Origin of the sequence: Novosphingobium sp. NBM11 (assembly GCF_015390225.1) — a bacterium.
In the GTDB taxonomy this organism is placed as follows: domain Bacteria; phylum Pseudomonadota; class Alphaproteobacteria; order Sphingomonadales; family Sphingomonadaceae; genus Novosphingobium.
The window spans coordinates 909,702-926,963 of record NZ_VUOG01000003.1; the positions used below are offsets into that span (position 1 = coordinate 909,702).

General features: G+C 66.2%; 12 protein-coding genes. 10 read left to right on the forward strand and 2 right to left on the reverse strand.

Annotated elements, in window-relative coordinates; translation table 11 throughout:
- The first annotated feature begins 102 nt into the window (after nucleotides 1-102).
- From F1640_RS24190 to F1640_RS24210, 5 genes are all read left to right on the forward strand, one after another.
- Nucleotides 103-603 carry a DUF159 family protein gene (locus F1640_RS24190; protein WP_124809483.1) on the forward strand — a complete coding sequence of 167 codons (501 nt, stop codon included), beginning with the start codon at nucleotides 103-105 and terminating at the stop codon, nucleotides 601-603.
- 53 nt (nucleotides 604-656) lie between these two features.
- Entirely contained in the window at nucleotides 657-1,265 is a 609-nt protein-coding gene (locus F1640_RS24195) for a TetR/AcrR family transcriptional regulator (protein WP_124809484.1), read from the forward strand.
- A gap of 479 nt (nucleotides 1,266-1,744) precedes the next feature.
- Nucleotides 1,745-3,028, forward strand: coding sequence for an efflux RND transporter periplasmic adaptor subunit (locus F1640_RS24200; protein WP_124809485.1), 1,284 nt, complete (start codon nucleotides 1,745-1,747; stop codon nucleotides 3,026-3,028).
- Between the two features lie 40 nt (nucleotides 3,029-3,068).
- Nucleotides 3,069-6,257, forward strand: coding sequence for an efflux RND transporter permease subunit (locus F1640_RS24205; protein WP_194921988.1), 3,189 nt, complete (start codon nucleotides 3,069-3,071; stop codon nucleotides 6,255-6,257).
- Between the two features lie 12 nt (nucleotides 6,258-6,269).
- Complete coding sequence (locus tag F1640_RS24210; protein WP_124809545.1) at nucleotides 6,270-7,694, forward strand: efflux transporter outer membrane subunit; 1,425 nt, start codon at nucleotides 6,270-6,272, stop codon at nucleotides 7,692-7,694.
- A 48-nt stretch (nucleotides 7,695-7,742) separates the two neighbouring features.
- Here F1640_RS24210 and F1640_RS24215 read toward each other — a convergent pair whose 3' ends face one another.
- Nucleotides 7,743-8,522, reverse strand: coding sequence for an enoyl-CoA hydratase/isomerase family protein (locus tag F1640_RS24215; protein WP_124809487.1), 780 nt, complete (start codon nucleotides 8,520-8,522; stop codon nucleotides 7,743-7,745).
- A gap of 292 nt (nucleotides 8,523-8,814) precedes the next feature.
- On the opposite strand from F1640_RS24215, the gene F1640_RS24220 reads away from it, so the two are divergent.
- Nucleotides 8,815-10,206 (forward strand): ISNCY family transposase, encoded by a 1,392-nt coding sequence (locus F1640_RS24220; RefSeq protein ID WP_194921989.1) that lies wholly within the window; start codon nucleotides 8,815-8,817, stop codon nucleotides 10,204-10,206.
- 349 nt (nucleotides 10,207-10,555) lie between these two features.
- Nucleotides 10,556-11,905, forward strand: a complete 1,350-nt coding sequence (locus F1640_RS24225) for an IS1380 family transposase (protein ID WP_194917264.1) — start codon at nucleotides 10,556-10,558, stop codon at nucleotides 11,903-11,905.
- 168 nt (nucleotides 11,906-12,073) lie between these two features.
- Here the strand turns inward: F1640_RS24225 and F1640_RS24230 are convergent, their stop codons facing one another.
- Nucleotides 12,074-12,760 (reverse strand): helix-turn-helix domain-containing protein, encoded by a 687-nt coding sequence (locus tag F1640_RS24230; protein ID WP_194921990.1) that lies wholly within the window; start codon nucleotides 12,758-12,760, stop codon nucleotides 12,074-12,076.
- A 128-nt stretch (nucleotides 12,761-12,888) separates the two neighbouring features.
- On the opposite strand from F1640_RS24230, the gene F1640_RS24235 reads away from it, so the two are divergent.
- Genes F1640_RS24235 through F1640_RS24245 form a run of 3 tightly spaced genes read left to right on the forward strand, consistent with a single transcriptional unit; the run spans nucleotide 12,889 to nucleotide 17,182 of the window.
- A complete protein-coding gene (locus tag F1640_RS24235) occupies nucleotides 12,889-14,886 on the forward strand; it encodes a serine hydrolase (protein ID WP_194921991.1) in 1,998 nt (665 codons plus the stop codon).
- Complete coding sequence (locus F1640_RS24240) at nucleotides 14,886-15,896, forward strand: dipeptide epimerase (protein WP_194921992.1); 1,011 nt, start codon at nucleotides 14,886-14,888, stop codon at nucleotides 15,894-15,896. Before F1640_RS24235 ends, F1640_RS24240 begins: the two co-directional genes overlap by 1 nt.
- A complete protein-coding gene (locus F1640_RS24245; protein ID WP_194921994.1) occupies nucleotides 15,893-17,182 on the forward strand; it encodes a peptide MFS transporter in 1,290 nt (429 codons plus the stop codon). Before F1640_RS24240 ends, F1640_RS24245 begins: the two co-directional genes overlap by 4 nt.
- Nucleotides 17,183-17,262: the final 80 nt, after the last annotated feature.

A 17,262-nucleotide genomic window follows, 5' to 3' on the forward strand; every position in this document is an offset into this window, starting at 1 on the left:
CGTCGGGACGGCTGATCGAGTAAGGCTGGCGCGCGTCGATATAGTCGCACTGACGGCCGGGCAACTGATTGCCGAACTCGGACTGAGGCTGGGCTAGCCGCGATGGCGCCGGCCTATCGTATCGATGCTTCGGCGCAGCAGATCGCAAAGGATCTGGGTGCCGATATCGACGGAGACGTTTGGCAGGGTGGTATGGTCGAACCCGGCGGCTACGCGCCGGTGATCGTGACCACCCGGGAGAAAGGGCGCCACCTCGTCCCGCGTCAGTGGGGTGTCCCGCCTCCTCCACGCGGCGAACACCTGATCCCTTTCGTCCGCAACCTGGACAGCCCGTTCTGGATAGGCACGCTGCGGCACACGCAGTTTCGCTGCCTTGTTCCCATGACGCATTATCGCCAGGGCGATAGCTGGTTCACCGATCCCGCGGCGCCGCTGCTTGCCGTGGCCGGCATATGGCGGGATTCCGAAATTCCAAGCTTTGCCATCCTGACTTCGGGCACGCCCGCCCCGCTGCCCGTCATCCTGCGGCCCGAAACATACGACGTCTGGCTGCGGGCCGACATCAAGATTGCCCGTCTCCTGATCGAGGAGTCTCTGCGCTGAATCTCGGCCGGCCTCTGGACGAGACCGCTTCCCGTATCTATATACCGCCCGGTATGGAAATGGCAGTTCAATCCGGCAGGGGCCGCCCCCGGGAGTTCGATCCCGAAGAAGCGCTGGCCGCCGCGCTCCAGGTGTTCTGGCTGCGCGGATACGAAGGCGCGTCCATGGCCGAGCTGACCGAGGCGATGGGCATTACCAAGCCCAGCCTCTACGCCTGCTTCGGCAACAAGGAGGCGTTGTTCCGCAAGGCGCTCGATCTCTACGAGCGGGACAAGCTCTGCTACGTGAAATCCGCGCTTCAGGAGCCTACGGCAAAGGCAGTGGCGGAAAAGCTGCTGCGCGGCGCGCTGGCCCTGCAGACGGGCGAGCCCGATCCGCGCGCTTGCCTCGGCGTGATCAGCATGGTGGCCTGCACGACTCACGCCGATACGATCAAGGAAGAAGTGATCGCGCGCCGCGCCTCGTCGGAACAGGCGTTGGTGGAACGGTTGGAGCGCGCGAAGACGGAAGGGGACTTTCCCGAAAGCATCGATCCGGCAGCTCTGGCAGCCTATCTCAATGCCGTGATGCAGGGCATGGGCGTCCAGGCGGGCGCGGGCGCCACGCCCGAGCAACTGGCGCAACTGGTGGATATGACGCTGGCTGTGTGGCCCGGTCGATAGGTGATCAACCCGCTGGAAAAGCAAATCTTTTTGCATTCCCTCATTTAATCTACTAATCGGTACAAAATTCCGGTTGGCGCCCCATCGCTCCATATTATATACCGCATGGTATGGAATAAAGCAGAGGCATCCGGGAGGGGGTTGTGTCCAACCGATCTGTTGAGCCCGATTTTCTAGAATAGCCGCACACTTCGCTCTCTGGGGCGGGGCGTGCCCATCAGCCCCTGCGGAAGACGCCCGCCGAATCTCACCCCGGTCGGCGTGCCCTTCCGCTCCTCCCGCAGCCGGTTCCGGCGTCGCGAGCGCGTGCGCATGCCGCCCACGTGCCGGAGCCGGCTGCATCCTTTGCGTGGCGCGAGCCGCGCAGCCCCGTCCGCTTCGCCCGCGTGCGAACGGCGTTCCCATTTTCGTGTCCGTCAAGCCGGTGCAGGGCGCATCCGGCGTTGCGCGGGCGCGTCTGCCAATGACGGAGTCTTGCAATGAACATGGTCTCACGCATCCAGGCCGAAATGCCGACCATCCCCGTGGAAGCGCCCGGCAAGGAACGCCGCCCCCGCCGCCGCTGGCGGACGGCTGCGCTGGTCGCGATCGGGCTGGCGCTGGCGGGTGGTGCCGGCTGGAAGGCGTTCGACCGGCCTCAGGCCGAGGCCGCCGTGATGCCGCAGCCGACCGTCGGCGTTGCCGTGCCGCTGGTGCGCAAGGTGGTGCTGTGGGACGATTACGTCGGCCGTTTCGCGCCCAGCCAGGCGGTGGAAGTCCGCCCGCGCGTGTCCGGGCAGATCGTGGCGCTGCATTTCCATGACGGCGATATCGTGCGCAAGGGGCAGCCGCTGTTCACCATCGACCAGCGCCCGTTCCTGGCCGCGCTGGCCGAAGCGCGCGCCAACGCCGCCAGCGCGCGCAGCGCCCTGCGGCTGGCGCAGGCCGACTACGGGCGCGTCAGCCGCCTGAGTGGCGACGAGGCCGTCTCCGCCGCCGAAGTCGATTCGCTGCGCGCCCGGCTGCAGGCCGCGCAGGCCGCGCTGGCCGCCGCCGACGCGCGGGTGCGGCAGCTGGCGCTCAACGTGGAATTCACCGTGGTGCGCGCACCGATCACCGGGCGGGTTTCGGACCGCCGGATCGATGTCGGCAACCTGGTTTCGGGAGCGGACGCGGCCAATGCCACGCTGCTGACCACGATCAACGCGCTCGATCCGATTTACTTCACCTTTGATGCCTCGGAAGCGCTGTTCCTGAAGACCCAGCGCGATCGCGCTGAAGGCAAGGGCGGCGGCGAGGTGGAGATCCGCCTTCAGGACGAAGGCGATTTCCGCTGGAAGGGCCGGCTCGATTTCACCGACAACGGCCTCGATCCGCGCTCCGGCACCATTCGCGGCCGCGCCGTGCTGTCCAACCCGGACCTGTTCCTGACCGCCGGCATGTTCGGCAACATGCGCCTGTCGAACGGGGGTGAGGTCGATGCCCTGCTGGTCCCCGACGAGGCGATCCAGTCCGATCAGGCGCGCAAGGTCGTGCTGGTGGCTGGAACCGACGGCGTCGTGGCGGCCAAGCCGGTGGAACTCGGCCCCGTGGTCGATGGCCTGCGCGTGATCCGTTCCGGCTTGGCGCCTACCGACCGGGTGATCGTTTCCAACACCCAGGCGGCCGCGACGGGCACCAAGGTCCTGACCCGTGCCGCGCCGATCAAGGCCGCGAAAGCGCCCGCCGCACAGGCCGGGGGCTCGCCGCCGCCGGCCGCGTCGCAGGCGACGTTCGCCCGCTGATCCGCGCGCCCCGTTTCTCCTTTCCCAGGAATCCCATTCCATGCGTTTCTCGCGCTTCTTCATCGACCGGCCGATCTTCGCGGCGGTGATCGCGGTGATCATCTCGGTCGTCGGCGCGCTGGCGTTCATCGGCCTGCCCGTCAGCCAGTATCCCGACATCGTGCCGCCGACGGTGACCGTCGCGGCGCAGTACCCCGGCGCCTCCGCCGAAACCGTCGCCCAGACCGTGGCCGCGCCAATCGAGCAGGAGATCAACGGCGTCGACAACATGCTCTACATGAGCAGCCAGTCGACCGGCGACGGCAAGGTTACGATCACCGTCACGTTCAAGATCGGCACCGATCTCGATGCCGCGCAGGTGCTCGTGCAGAACCGCGTCGCCGTGGCGACGCCGCGCCTGCCCGAGGAAGTGCAGCGGCTGGGCGTGGTGACGCGCAAGACCACGCCGAACTTCCTGATGGTGGTCAACCTTCAGTCGCCCGACGGCACGTTCGACCGCGATTACCTGTCGAACTATGCGCTGACTCAAGTGCGCGACCGGCTGGCCCGGCTGGACGGCGTGGGCGACGTGCAGCTTTTCGGCGCGCGCGACTATGCCATGCGGATCTGGATCGATCCCGGTCGCGCGGCCGAACTCAATCTGACGGCTGGCGAGATCGTCGCGGCGCTGCGCGCGCAGAACGTGCAGGTTTCCTCCGGTTCTATCGGCCAGCCGCCCTACAATCGTGGTGAAGCCTTCCAGATCGGCGTGGAGATGCAGGGCCGGCTCACCGATCCGCAGCAGTTCGCCGATGTCGTCATCCGCAGCGACGCCGATGGCCATCAGGTCCGCGTGCGTGATGTGGCGCGCGTGGAGCTTGGCGCGCAGGACTATGGCATCAACACCTACCTGTCGAACAAGCCCACCGTCGTTGTGGCGGTGATGCAGCGCCCCGGCTCCAACGCGCTGAATGCCGCCAACAAGGTCAAGGCGGAGATGGACACGCTGTCCAAGCAGTTCCCCAAGGGGCTGGAATACAGCGTGATCTACAACCCCACCGAGTTCATCAGCCAGTCGATCGACGCGGTCTATCACACGCTGTTCGAAGCGGTGATCCTGGTCGTCATCGTCATCCTGGTGTTCCTGCAGAACTGGCGCGCGGCGGTCATCCCGATCATCGCCATCCCGGTCTCGCTGATCGGCACGGCAACGATGCTGGCCGCCGTGGGCTATTCGCTCAATTCCCTCTCGCTGTTCGGGCTCGTCCTGGCGATCGGCATCGTCGTCGACGATGCCATCGTCGTGGTGGAGAACGTGGAACGCAACATCGAGCACGGCATGAGCCCGCTGGAGGCCGCGCGCACCTCGATGGACGAGGTCGCGGCCGCGCTGGTCGCGATCGTGCTGGTGCTGTGCGCCGTGTTCGTGCCGACGCTGTTCATCACCGGCATTTCGGGCGCGTTCTACCAGCAGTTCGCCGTGACGATCTCTACCGCGACGGTGATCTCGCTGCTGCTGTCGCTGACCCTGTCTCCGGCCGCCGCCGCGCTGCTGCTGCGCCCCAAGCACGGGTCTGCCGCCGACGATCCCACCGCCCCCAAGTGGAAGCGCGTGCTGGCCCAAGCCGGCGATCGCTTCAACGCCGGCTTCGATCGCCTGTCCGATCGCTATGGCCGCCTCACGCGCTGGCTGCTGGCCCGCCGCAAGAAGGTGCTCGCGACCTATGCCGCGCTGATCGTCGCCACGATCGGCCTGTTCTGGGCGACGCCCGGCGGGTTCATTCCGGCGCAGGATCAGGGCTACTTCCTGGCGGTGGTGCAACTGCCCCCCGGAGCCTCGCTGGAGCGCACCGACGCGGTGACGCGCGAGGTCGCGGCCAAGATCCTGCCGATCAAGGGCCTGCGCGGCGCGGTGATGTTCGCCGGCTTCCACGGCCCGTCGCAGACGTCCGCTCCCAATTCGGCCGCGATCTACTTCCCGTTCAAGAGCTTTGCCGAACGCGGCGCGGAAGGCGTGACTTATGCCGGCATCATGGAGCAGGCGGGCAAGGCCGTCGAAGGCTATGACAAGGCGCGCATCCTGCTGGTGCCGCCGCCGGTCATCCAGGGCATCGGCGCGGCCGGCGGCTATCGCTACATGCTGCAGGATCGCGAAGGCCGGGGCTACGACGCGCTGAACAAGGTGGCCGGCGACGTGATCGCCAAGGCCAATCAGAAGCCCGGCCTCAGCCAGGTCTATACGCTGTTCGATGTCGGCACCCCGCGCGTGTTCGCGGATGTCGACCGCCGCAAGGCCGATCTGCTGGGCGTGCCGCCCGAACGGGTGTTCGAAGCGATGCAGGTCTATCTCGGCTCCGCATTCGTCAACGATTTCAATCTTCTGGGGCGGACTTATCGCGTAACGGCTCAGGCTGATGCGGACCATCGCGGCTCGGTGGCGGACATCGCCAACCTCAAGACCCGTTCGAACTCCGGGCAGATGGTGCCGATCGGATCGGTCTCCACCTTCCGCGACAAGACCGGACCCTATCGCGTGGTCCGTTACAACCTGATGCCGGCGGTCGAAATCGACGGCAGCACCGCGCCGGGCTATTCGACCGGGCAATCGCTGACGACGATGGAGAAGCTCGCCGCATCGACCGTGCCCGCCGGCTATGGCGGCGAATGGACCGACATCGCCTTTCAGCAGAAGACCGCCGGGAATACCGCCGGCGTGGTCTTCGCCATGGCCGTGTTCTTTGTCTTCCTCGTGCTCGCGGCGCAGTATGAAAGCCTGACGCTGCCGCTGGCGATCATCCTGATCGTGCCGATGTGCCTGTTCGCGGCGATGCTGGGCGTGAACCTGCGGGGGATGGACAACAACATCCTGACCCAGATCGGCCTTGTCGTGCTGATCGCGCTGGCCGCCAAGAACGCGATCCTGGTGGTCGAGTTCGCCAAGCAGGCGGAAGAGGAACGCGGCTTGTCGCCCGTGGAAGCGGCGGTCCACGCCGCCCGCGCGCGGCTGCGCCCGATCCTGATGACGAGCTTCGCCTTCATCCTCGGCGCGGTGCCGCTGGTGGTGGCGAGCGGGGCAGGGGCGGAACTGCGGCAGGCGCTGGGCACGGCGGTATTCTTCGGCATGACCGGGGTCACCGCGTTCGGGCTGCTGTTCACGCCCACTTTCTACGTGGTCTGCCGGGGCCTGGGCGAACGCCTGGGCCGTGGCCGCCGCGCCGCTGCCGCCTATGCGCCGCAGCCGGCCGAATAAGGAACTGCGATGATGATCCGGAAACTTCTCCCCCTGTTGCTGGGCGCCACGGCGCTCAGCGCCTGCGCCACGGTGCCGGCCTACACGCCCCCCGCCGCGCCGCAGGCGGCCGCCGGGCCGTTCCTGGGCAGCGCCTCGCCAACCGTCAGCACGACGGCGACGGCGGACCGCTGGTGGACGCTGTATCATGATGCCCGGCTGGATCGCCTGGTCGAGGATACGCTGGCGCAGAATACCGACGTGCGCGTGGCCGTGGCACGGATCGAGCGGGCGCGGGCGCAGCTGCGCGGCGCGCGCTCGCAAAGGCTGCCGCAAACCGGCGTCACCACCTCGGCCGACTATGGCCGCTCGGCCGCCGCGCAGACGCCCGTTGGCGTGGACCGCGAAAGCTGGACGTTCGATGGCGGTCTCGATGTCTCCTACGAAGTCGATCTCTTCGGCCGCGTGAAAAGCGGGATCACCGCCGCGCGCGGCGATCTGGAAGCCGCCGAAGCGGATGCCGCCGCCGTGCGCGTGGCGGTGATCGCGGATACGGTGCGCGCCTATTTCGATGTGACCACGTCCGCCGAGCGGCTGGCCGTGGCGCAGCAGACCGTCGCGCTGCTCGATCGGTCGATCCGCATCACCTCCGCACGGTTCGAGGTGGGCCGGTCGGACCGGCTCGACGTGATCCGCGTGACCGCGCTGCGCGATCAGCAGCAGGCGCAGATTCCTGCGCTTCAGGCGGACCGCGATGCCGCGCTGTTCCGGCTGGCGACGCTGACCGGCCGGACGCCGCAGGCGCTGCCGACCGAGATCGCCAATGCCGGCACGGTCACGCCTGCATTGGCGCAGCCGATCCCGGTGGGCGACGGCGCGGCGCTGCTGGCGCGCCGGCCCGACGTCAAGGCGGCGGAACGGCGGTTGTCGGCCGATGCGGCGCGTGTGGGCGTAGCCACCGCCGACCTCTATCCCCGGATCACGCTGGGCGGATCGATCGGCGCGACGGCGCTGGGCAGCGCGAACCCGTTCACCGGCGGACCGTTCCGCTGGCTGCTGGGGCCGCTGATCAACTGGTCGTTCCCCAACCAGGAACCGGTGCGGGCGCGGATCGCGGCGGCCAAGGCCGACAGCGCGGCCTCGCTGGCGCAATTCGATGGCACCGTGCTGCGCGCGCTGGAGGAAACCGAGCGGGCGCTGGCATCCTACAGCCACGCGCTGGAACGCGAACAAACCCTGACAGCGGCGCGCGATGCGGCGGCCCGCGCGGCGGCGATCAGCGTCGCGCGGCAGCGGGAAGGGCGGATCGATTTCCTGACGCTGCTCGATGCGCAGCGCACACTCGCAAGCGCCGACGCCGATCTCGCAGCGGCCAAGCGCGCTGTGGCCTTCGCGCAAGTGGACGTGTTCCGCGCTCTGGGCGGTGGCTGGGAAGCGGCTTCACCGCCCCGCGCTTGAGACAGGCAATCCGGACAGCGCCGACACTGCGGCTTTGGGGTCAGGCCCCTAACGCCGCTGCCAGCGCCCCGGCCGGCGTTCGGCGACCGCCTGTACGCCTTCCTTGAAGTCCGCGCTGGCGAACAGCGCGATCTGTTCGCGGCATTCCCGTTCCGTCTGCGCGGCCACCGCATCGGCAAGCCCGTGGCGCAGCGTGGCGCGCGTGGCTTCGACCGCGAGAGGCGCGCCTTCGGCGATCTCGGTGGCAAAGGCGAGGGCGGCTTGCGCCAGGTGCTCGGCGGGCACCACCTCGTCCACCAGGCCCATGGCCGCGGCTTCGGCTCCGGTGTATCGGCGGCCGGTGTAGAACAGCTTCGCGGTGTTCTGATGGCCGATCACGCGCGGCAGGATATGGGTCAGCCCGAAGCCGGGATGGATGCCGATCTTGACGAAATTCCCCGCGAACCGGGCGTCTTCCGCGGCGATCCGGAAGTCACCCACCATGGCGAGGCCAAGCCCTCCGCCAATGGCGGCGCCCTGAACCGCGACAACGATGGGTTTGCGCGTCCGGAACAAGCGGACCGCCTGACGATAGAGGTCGCCCGGATCGGCCAGTTCGCCCTGGCCAGACCCTTCGCGGCCGGAAAAGCTCGCGCCGGCGCAGAAGACCTTGCCTTCGGAACGCAGCAGGACCGCGCGCAGATCGTCGGTACGATCGATTTCTTCCAGCGCATCGGCCAGCGCATTGATCAGATCGACATCGAAATAGTTGAGCGGCGGGCGCGAAAAGCTGACGATCGCGACGGCATCCTGCCTGGTGATGGTGACGCCATCGAACACGGTCTTCATGCGTTTTCCTCTCGCTTTCCAGGCGTGGTGGCCGGACTTCTGCGGATCCTGGCCACCGCAAACCGCGCGGCCTTCGTCCGTTGCCGGCAACGATGGCGGATACAAGCGTATCGCGCAATGACAGGCACGCACTCGCGCGGATGGAGATTTTACATAATCTCTATTATCACCGTTATGAACTGTAAGCGCCAGATAGAAATGACACCCCTCCGCTAGATAGAGATGACACTGTCTGGCGTTGTTTGCGGAGCAAAGGTGGCATGGTTCTCCCGTCGGTCGGGAGGACGCGCTTATGACGGTGTTGGCGATGAGCCATGAAGAGCTTTCGCGGTTCGATACGTTGATGCGGGTGGAGCGCGGCGAACTGCGGGTCGATGATGCAGCGGCGGTGCTGGGATTGAGGCGCCGGCAGGTATTCCGGTTGCTGGACCGGTTGCGATCGGATGGTGCCGCTGGCTTGGTCTCGCGCAAGCGCGGCCGGCCGAGTAACCGGCGGTACAGCGATGCGATGCGCGAGCAGATCATTGCGATCTTGCGCGAGCACTACGCGGATTTCGGACCGACGTTGGCACGTGAGTACCTGATCGAACGTCATGGCATCACGGTCGCGTGCGAGACGCTTCGCCAGATCATGATCGCGGCCGGCTTGTGGAAGGACCGCGATGCCCGGCGGCCACGACCTTATCAGCCTCGGTATCGCCGTGACTGCCGCGGCGAGCTGATCCAGATCGATGGCTCGAAGCATTGGTGGTTCGAGGATCGCGGCCCGCAGTGCACGCTGCTGGTCTATATCGACGATGCCACCAGCGAACTAATGCACCTGAAGATGGTCGAGAGCGAGAACGCCTTTGCCTACATGGATGCGACGCGCGAGTACATCGAGCGGCATGGCAAGCCGGTGGCGTTCTACTCGGACAAGCACTCGGTGTTCCGCAACAACCGCGCCAGCGCCAACGGCGATGGCATGACCCACTTTGGACGGGCGATGGAGGCGCTCAACATTGAAATCATCTGCGCCAATTCCCCTCAGGCCAAGGGTCGGGTCGAGCGGGCCAACCTGACGCTGCAGGACCGCCTGGTGAAGGCGATGCGGCTTGCGGGGATCGCGACGATTGCTGAAGCGAACGCGTTCCTGCCGGGGTACATGGAGCGGCACAACCACCGGTTCGCAAAGCCGGCGTTCGATCCGCGCGACCTGCATCGTCCCCTGGCGGCGCACGAGGACCTGCGCACCGAACTGGTCTGGCGCGAATGGCGGACGGTGTCGAAGGCGCTGGCGCTGCATTACAACAAGGCGCTCTTCCTGCTTGAGCCGAACGCCATCAGCGAGGAACTGGTCGGCAAACGGGTCGAGGTCTGCGAGTACCCCGATGGCTCTTTCGAGATCCGCCACGGGGACCATACCCTCCCCTACCGGATGCACGACAAGATCCGGCAAGTGAACCAGGCGGCGATTGTCGAGAACAAGCACCTCGATGCGGCACTGCTGATGGCCAGGCTGATGCAGGAGCAGTTGACGCCGAGGAAACGAAACAACAACGAGCCGTGCCGAAGGTCGCAACCCACGCACCTGTTTCCTGCCCCGATCGGGCCGGACGGGACCCCGATCAAGCGCCCACGCGGACGCCCTCCCCTTCGCCGGATCAAACCGGCGGACTCAGCTCACCGCCTCGAGACATGCTGAGAAAGCCCACTGCTGTCGCAGTGGGTCCGGGCGCCATCACCCCGAGATCGGCGCACCAGCAGGGGCTGTGCTGCACAAGCCCGAAGGGTTCCGCACAGCCCCTGCTGCCTCGGACAGTGTCATCTCTATCTGGCGAAAATAGTGTCTTCTCTAAATAGCTAGAACATGAACGCCTTCCGGGACCGGCGCCAAGGCCCGTTTCCATGCGGCCGAAACCTCTATCCCGGCTTATTCACCGCGTTGGGCCGAGAGGGTTGGCGGGAGTGGCATAAGCCTCTGATCTGAATTAGGAACTGGGTGTCTAAGCCGAACCTGCCGCAGGGCAGAAGATGCCACAGGCCACCCCGCCATGACCGACGATACTGCAAACCCATTCCGATTCCCAGCAGTGCGCAGCCGGAAAGTCACAGCCGCCTTTGATGGTGGTCGGCTGACCTCGGACGGCGGCGTCCTGCTACTGGCACAGGCTGAGCGCGCGATGGGCATCTGCCGTCGGCTTGCCGCTTGCATAGCCGACCCGCGTGACCCTGGCCGGGTGATCCATGCGCTGCCCGACATCCTGCGCGCCCGGGTGTTCGCGATCGCTTGCGGATACGAGGATGCCGACGATCTCGACGCCCTTCGCGACGATCCCGGCTTCCGCCTGGCGCTGGGCAAGCTGCCGGGCTCCGGTGCCGGGCTTGCGAGCCAACCCACGATGAGCCGCTGGGAGAACGCGCCGACCACGCGCGAACTGGCGAAGTTGATGGCCGCCATGATCGATATCTACTGCGCCAGCTATCCCACTTCGCCGGCGGCGGTGACGTTGGATATCGATGACACCTGCGATGTCGTCCACGGCTATCAGCAGCTCTCGTTCTGGAACGGGCACCATGGCGAGCGCTGCTTCCTGCCGATCCACGTCTACGACACCGCCAGTGGCCGGCCGGTGGCGATGCTGCTTCGCACCGGCAAGACGCCATCTGGCGCCGAAGCTGCTGGCCACATCCGGCGTCTGGTGCGTCACATCCGCCGGCACTGGCCCGATACCCACCTCACCATCCGCGGTGACGGGCACTATGGCCGCCCCGAGGTCATGGCGTTCTGCGAGGCGTACGGCATCGATTACGTGTTCGGCCTGCCAACCAACGCTGCGCTGCGGGCCGATCCCGCCATCGTCGCCGTCGCCGATACCTGCGCGGTCAAGCGGGCCGAGGAGCAGCGTGTGATCCTGCGAAACTATGCCGAGACCCGCTACGGCGCCAAAAGCTGGAAGGGCCAGCGCCGCGTCGTCGCCCGGATCGAGGCCAGCACGCTGGGCATGGACATCCGCTATGTCGTCACTTCGCTGACCCAAGGCTCGGCCGAGCACATCTACGACACGCTCTACTGTGCCCGCGGCCAGGCCGAAAACCTGATCAAGCGGCACAAGACCCAGCTCGCCAGCGATCGCACCTCGTGCCGCTCGGCCAATGCCAACCAGATGCGCCTCATTCTGCACACCGCCGCCTACTGGCTCCTGTGGCGGATCCAGCAAGAAATCCCAAAATCTGCCGCGCTTGCCGTCGCCGAGTTCGCAACGATCCGCCTCCGGTTGCTCAAGGTCGCCGCCCGCGTCATTGAATCCGCAACGCGCATCCGCATCGCCTTCGCGTCAGCATGCCCCGATGCCGCCACGTTCAAGGCCGTCGCCACCAACCTTCGGCCTGCTCCTACATAGCCCGCGCGGCCGTGCCGCCGAACCGCAAGCCCCCCTCCATTAACCCCGAAAAGCCCATCGATCCCACCGCGGTGAAAAACACCGCCAGAGGCGCTCGTCCGGATCACATCACCGAAAACGCATCGCCACCCAACAAGCCCGGAACCTCAGTCTCATGAATAGGCCGGGCTAGAGGCGCGGCAAAGCCATGGCCTTGCGGGATTGCCGCTTCTCGGGCGCGCCACCGAGCTGTTCCTCGTGAATGTCGAGCAGGGAATCCAGCAGCTCGGCATCGCTACTCGACATCACGCCAAGCACCTCGGCCTCATCACAGCCTTCCGCGGCGAGATAGGCATGGCCCATGCTGGAATCGATGTAGAGCGATTCCCCCTCGTTAAGCACCATCGCGTCATAGAACTCCGTCACGACCACCACGCTGCCACTGACCACATAGACGAACTCTTCGCCCGCGTGGCGCACGAGATCGCCGAACTGTTCCAGCGTCTTGGCACGGATCTTGGTGATCGCCGGGATCATGCGCTTCCGCCGCAGCTCGGTGCAGAGATAATAGTAGTCGTAATTGGGCGTTTCGACGCGCAGCGCTTCGTTCAGGAGACCTTTGCTGCGCCGGGCGGTGACCTGCGCGGCCGGCGTTTCCTCGCGGCTGCTTTCGGCGAACAGTTCGGACATCCGCAAGCCAAGCCGCTGGCTGATCTGCTGCAGCTTGTCGTAGGTCAGCGTAAGCCGATCGTGTTCGACCTTCGACAAGGTGGAGACCGGAATGCCCGCCTTCTCGCTCATTTGCTTGAGCGTCCACCCGTTACGGCTGCGCAATCCGCGTACCAGCGCGCCGAGTGTGGGAGTAGCTGCGGACATCCGGACGATCCTTATTCGTTGACTGATTTTCCAATCAGGATAAAGTAATCCCAATTGGAGCATTTGCACACTGTACTGGTCTGGCGTGGCCAGAGCAATCCCGGTGAGCATCAAGGGAGTTCAGGATCATGCGAACATGGCGCAAGGCCATAGTCGGCGGACTTTTGTTGCTGTGCGGCGGTGGGTTGATCCAGGGACAGGCCCCCTCTCCCACTGTCGCTGGCGCGGCACCCCAACCCACGGCGCAGCCGGCGCCGGCCGTGCTCACCAAATCGGATGTGGATACCTGGCTCGATGGCTATATGCCGCAAGCGCTGCGCAGCGGGGATATTCCCGGCGCGGTGGTCACCGTGGTCAAGGACGGCAAGATCCTGACCGCGCGCGGGTTCGGCTATGCCGATGTCGCCACGCGCAAGCCGGTGGATCCCGAACGCACGCTGTTCCGGCCCGGCTCGGTATCGAAGCTGGTCACCTGGACCGCGGTGATGCAGCAGGTCGAACAGGGCAAGATCGACCTGGACCGCGACGTCAACGCCTATCTCGATTTCCGGATTCCGCCGTACCAGGGCAAGCCGGTGACGATGCGCCAGCTGATGACGCATACCGGTGGCTTCGAGGAAACCGGCAAGGGCATCATCTTCTACGACAAGAAGTGGGACATGCCGCTGGGGGATTACCTGAAGCGCGCCATCCCCGTGCGCATCTTCGCGCCCGGTTCGACCCCCGCCTATTCGAACTGGGGCACCGCCCTCGCCGGCTATATCGTGCAACGCACCTCGGGCGAGGACTTCTTCGCCTATACCGAAAGGCACGTTCTGGGTCCGATCGGGATGCGCCAGTCGTCGATGCGCCAGCCCTTGCCCCAGCGGCTCGTGCCCGACATGTCGATTGGCTACAAGGATGGCAAGCCGACCGAGGGCTTCGAGATTCTGGGGCCGTGGCCGGCGGGTTCCCTGTCCGCATCGGGCACGGACATGGGCCGCTTCATGATCGCCCACCTGCAGCGGGGCGAGATCGACGGCCAGCGCGTCCTGAAACCGGAAACGGCGGACATGATGCACAACAGCCCGCTCGCCAAGGTGGACCCCTTCTCGCTGGTCCCGCCGCTCAACCGTATGGAACTCGGGTTCTTCGAAACCAACGTCAACGGGCGCGAGGTCATCGGGCATCTGGGCGATACCGAGGCCTTCCACACCTCGCTGCACCTGTTCATGAAGGACGGGATCGGCTTCTACGTCTCGTTCAACAGCGGCGGGCGGCAGGGCGCTTCGGGCGACCTGCGCAACGCGCTGTTCATGGATTTCGCCGATCGCTACCTGCCCTATGCCGGCCCGGCCGACGGACGTGTCGATGCCGCAACGGCGAAAGAACACGCGAAGATGATGGCGGGCAGCTGGGATGCGAGCCGCCGGTGGCAGACCAACTATTTCTCCGTGGTGAACCTGCTCGGCCAGTTCAAGGTCGCCACCGATGACAAGGGCGAGCTGGTCATCCCCGGCCTGAAGGGTCCGAACGGCCGCCCGCGCGAATGGGTCGAGATCGCGCCCTTCCTCTGGCGCGACAAGTTCGGCCATGATCGCCTGGCCGCCAAGGTGGTGGACGGCAAGGTCGTCCGCTGGTCGATGGACTTCTTTTCCCCGTTCGAAGTGTTCGATCGCGTGCCCGCCAGCCGGTCGACCACGTGGATCCTGCCGGCGCTCTACGCCAGCCTTGGCGTACTCGTGCTGACGCTCATCGCCTGGCCATGGGGCTGGTTCACGCGGCGGCGCTACAAGGCGGCCTTTGGCCTCGAACGCGGTGCTCTCAAGGCATACCGGGCGGTGCGCGTCGTCAGTGCCGTATCCGTTGCCGTGTTGATCGGCTGGGTCGTGGCCTTCTCGCTCCTGCTGGAAAGCGCCAGTTTCCTGGCGGGCGGGCTCGATCCCTGGCTGTGGGTATTGCAGATCCTTGGCCTGATCGCGTTCTTCGGCGCGGTGCCGATCGCCGCCTGGAATGCCTGGCAAGCGTGGAAGGGCAAACGCGGCTGGTTCAGCAAGCTGTGGGCCGTTCTTTTGCTGCTCGCCTCGCTGATGGTGCTCTACTTCGCGGTCACCTTCGGGCTGGTGGCGATGACGGTGGCCTACTGATGGCCGCCCTCACGCTCACGGTCGCGACCGAGACGCTGCGGCTGGCGCAACCCTTCCGCATTGCGGGCCACGTGTTCGAATGCTCCGAGGTGATTGTCGTAACCCTGGACGATGGCGATCACACCGGGCGCGGCGAAGGCGGCGGCGTGTTCTTCCTGGGCGATGACGTTCCGCATATGCTTGCCGGAATCGCGGCGGCGCGGTCCGCTATCGAAAGCGGGATCGGGCGCGAGGAACTGCGCGCGATCATGCCACCGGGCGGCGCGCGCAACGCGGTGGATTGCGCGCTGTGGGAACTCGAAGCGAACCGGGCGGGCGTGCCGGTGTGGCAGCTTGCCGGGCAGTCCAGCCCGCGGGCCTTGCGGACAACCTTCACGCTCGGCGCGGATACGCCCGCGGTCATGGCGCAAGGCGCGGTGAACTATGCGGAAGCGCGCGCGATCAAGGTCAAGCTCACCGGCGATCTGGACCTCGATAGCGCGCGGGTACGGGCCATCCGGGCCGCGCGGCCGGATGTCTGGCTGGGAGTGGACGGGAACCAGGGCTTTGCGGCGGCCGATCTCGGACCGCTGATCGAAGTGCTGGTCGCCGAGGGGGTTTCGCTGCTCGAACAACCGGTGGCGCGCGGACGCGAGGCCGATCTGGAGGGGCTCGCCTCGCCCATCCCGATCGCCGGTGACGAGAGCATTCTCTCGCTCGAGGACATCCCGGGCGCCGTCGGGCGCTATCAGGTCGTGAACATCAAGCTCGACAAGTGCGGCGGGCTTACCGAAGGCCTGCTCATGGCGGAAAAAGCGCGCGCGCTCGGTCTCGACGTGATGGTGGGCAACATGGTCGGCACCAGCCTGGCGATGGCGCCGGGCTTCGTGCTGGGCCAGCTTTGCGACGTCGTCGACCTCGACGGACCGACCTTCCTCGCCCGCGACCGGGTGCCGGGCGTCACCTATGCCAACGGCGACATTTTCGCCGACCCGGCCGTGTGGGGATCGGGCGCGCCCGTCGCCGCATGATGCCGGAACAGACCTGGTTCGGGCAGCCGCGCGGGCTGACCGTCTTGTTCCTGACCAACATGTGGGAGCAGTTCTCGTACTACGGCATGCGGGCGCTGCTGGTCTATTACATGACCAAGCAGCTCCTGCTGGGCCAGGCGCACGCGTCGTTCATCTACGGCACGTACACCGCCGGCGCCTATTTCACCCCGATCCTTGGCGGGTTGATCGCCGACCGGCTGCTCGGCAAGCGCCGCGCCATCGTGCTGGGCGGCGCGATCATGTGCGCCGGGCACTTCATGATGACCTTCGAGCCGCTGTTCTATGCCGCGCTCGCCACGATCGCGATCGGGAACGGCCTGTTTCTGCCCTGCCTGCCAAGCCAGGTCGGCGATCTCTACAAGCCCGACGATCAACGCCGTGGCTGGGCGTACAACGTCTATTACGTCGGCATCAACATCGGCGGCTTCCTGGCGCCGCTGATCTGCGGCACGCTGGGCGAAGTCTATGGCTGGCATTACGGTTTCGGCGTGGCTGGGATCGGGATGGGACTGGGGCTGGTGATCTACCTGTCCGGCCAGCGCCACCTGCCCCCCGAACGCAAGCCCGCCCGCGCCACCGAGACGCGGCCGCTCGCATTCGATCCGAAAGTGGCCGCCGTCCTGCTCGGCATCGGTCTGGCGGTAACGCTGTTCCGCTCCGCCTACGAACAGGTGGGCAACACCGTTGCCCTGTGGGCCGACAGCGGGATCGATCGGAGCGCGGGCAGCCTTGCCATACCGATGACGTGGTTCCAGTCGCTCAATCCGCTGTTCGTCATGCTGCTGACCCCGCCCCTTCTCCACTTCTGGCGCCGCCGGGCGGAAGCCGCGGGCGATACCGCGCCGCTGCACCGCATGGCGATGGGCGCATTGATCGTCGCCGGTGCCTACGCGATGCTCGCCACCATCGCCTGGACGACCGGACCGGCGCGGGCCAACTGGATGTGGCTTGCCGCGTTCTTCCTGATTTTCACCTTCGGCGAACTGTTCATCCTGCCGACCGGTCTGGGCCTGTTCGCGCGCCTGGCGCCCCTGAGCCTTGGCGCGACCACCGTCGCGGCGTGGTTTTTCATCACCTTCACCGGCAGCCTCAGCGCCGGCATGGTCGGCACGTTGTGGAGCCGCCTCGCTCCCGCGCCGTTCTTTCTCGTCCTTGCCGGGCTGGCCTGCCTGTCCGCCCTGCTCCTGCGCCTTCTGAGCGCCCCGACAGAGACGATCGAACAACGGACAGCGCAGAATGTGCACAAATCGGCCGAAATGGATTGACAGTTTTCCTATTGAGACAATAACGTCCTTATCAGGATAATAATGTCACGCGGCGTTCCGGACGGGTTTGGGGTTCACAT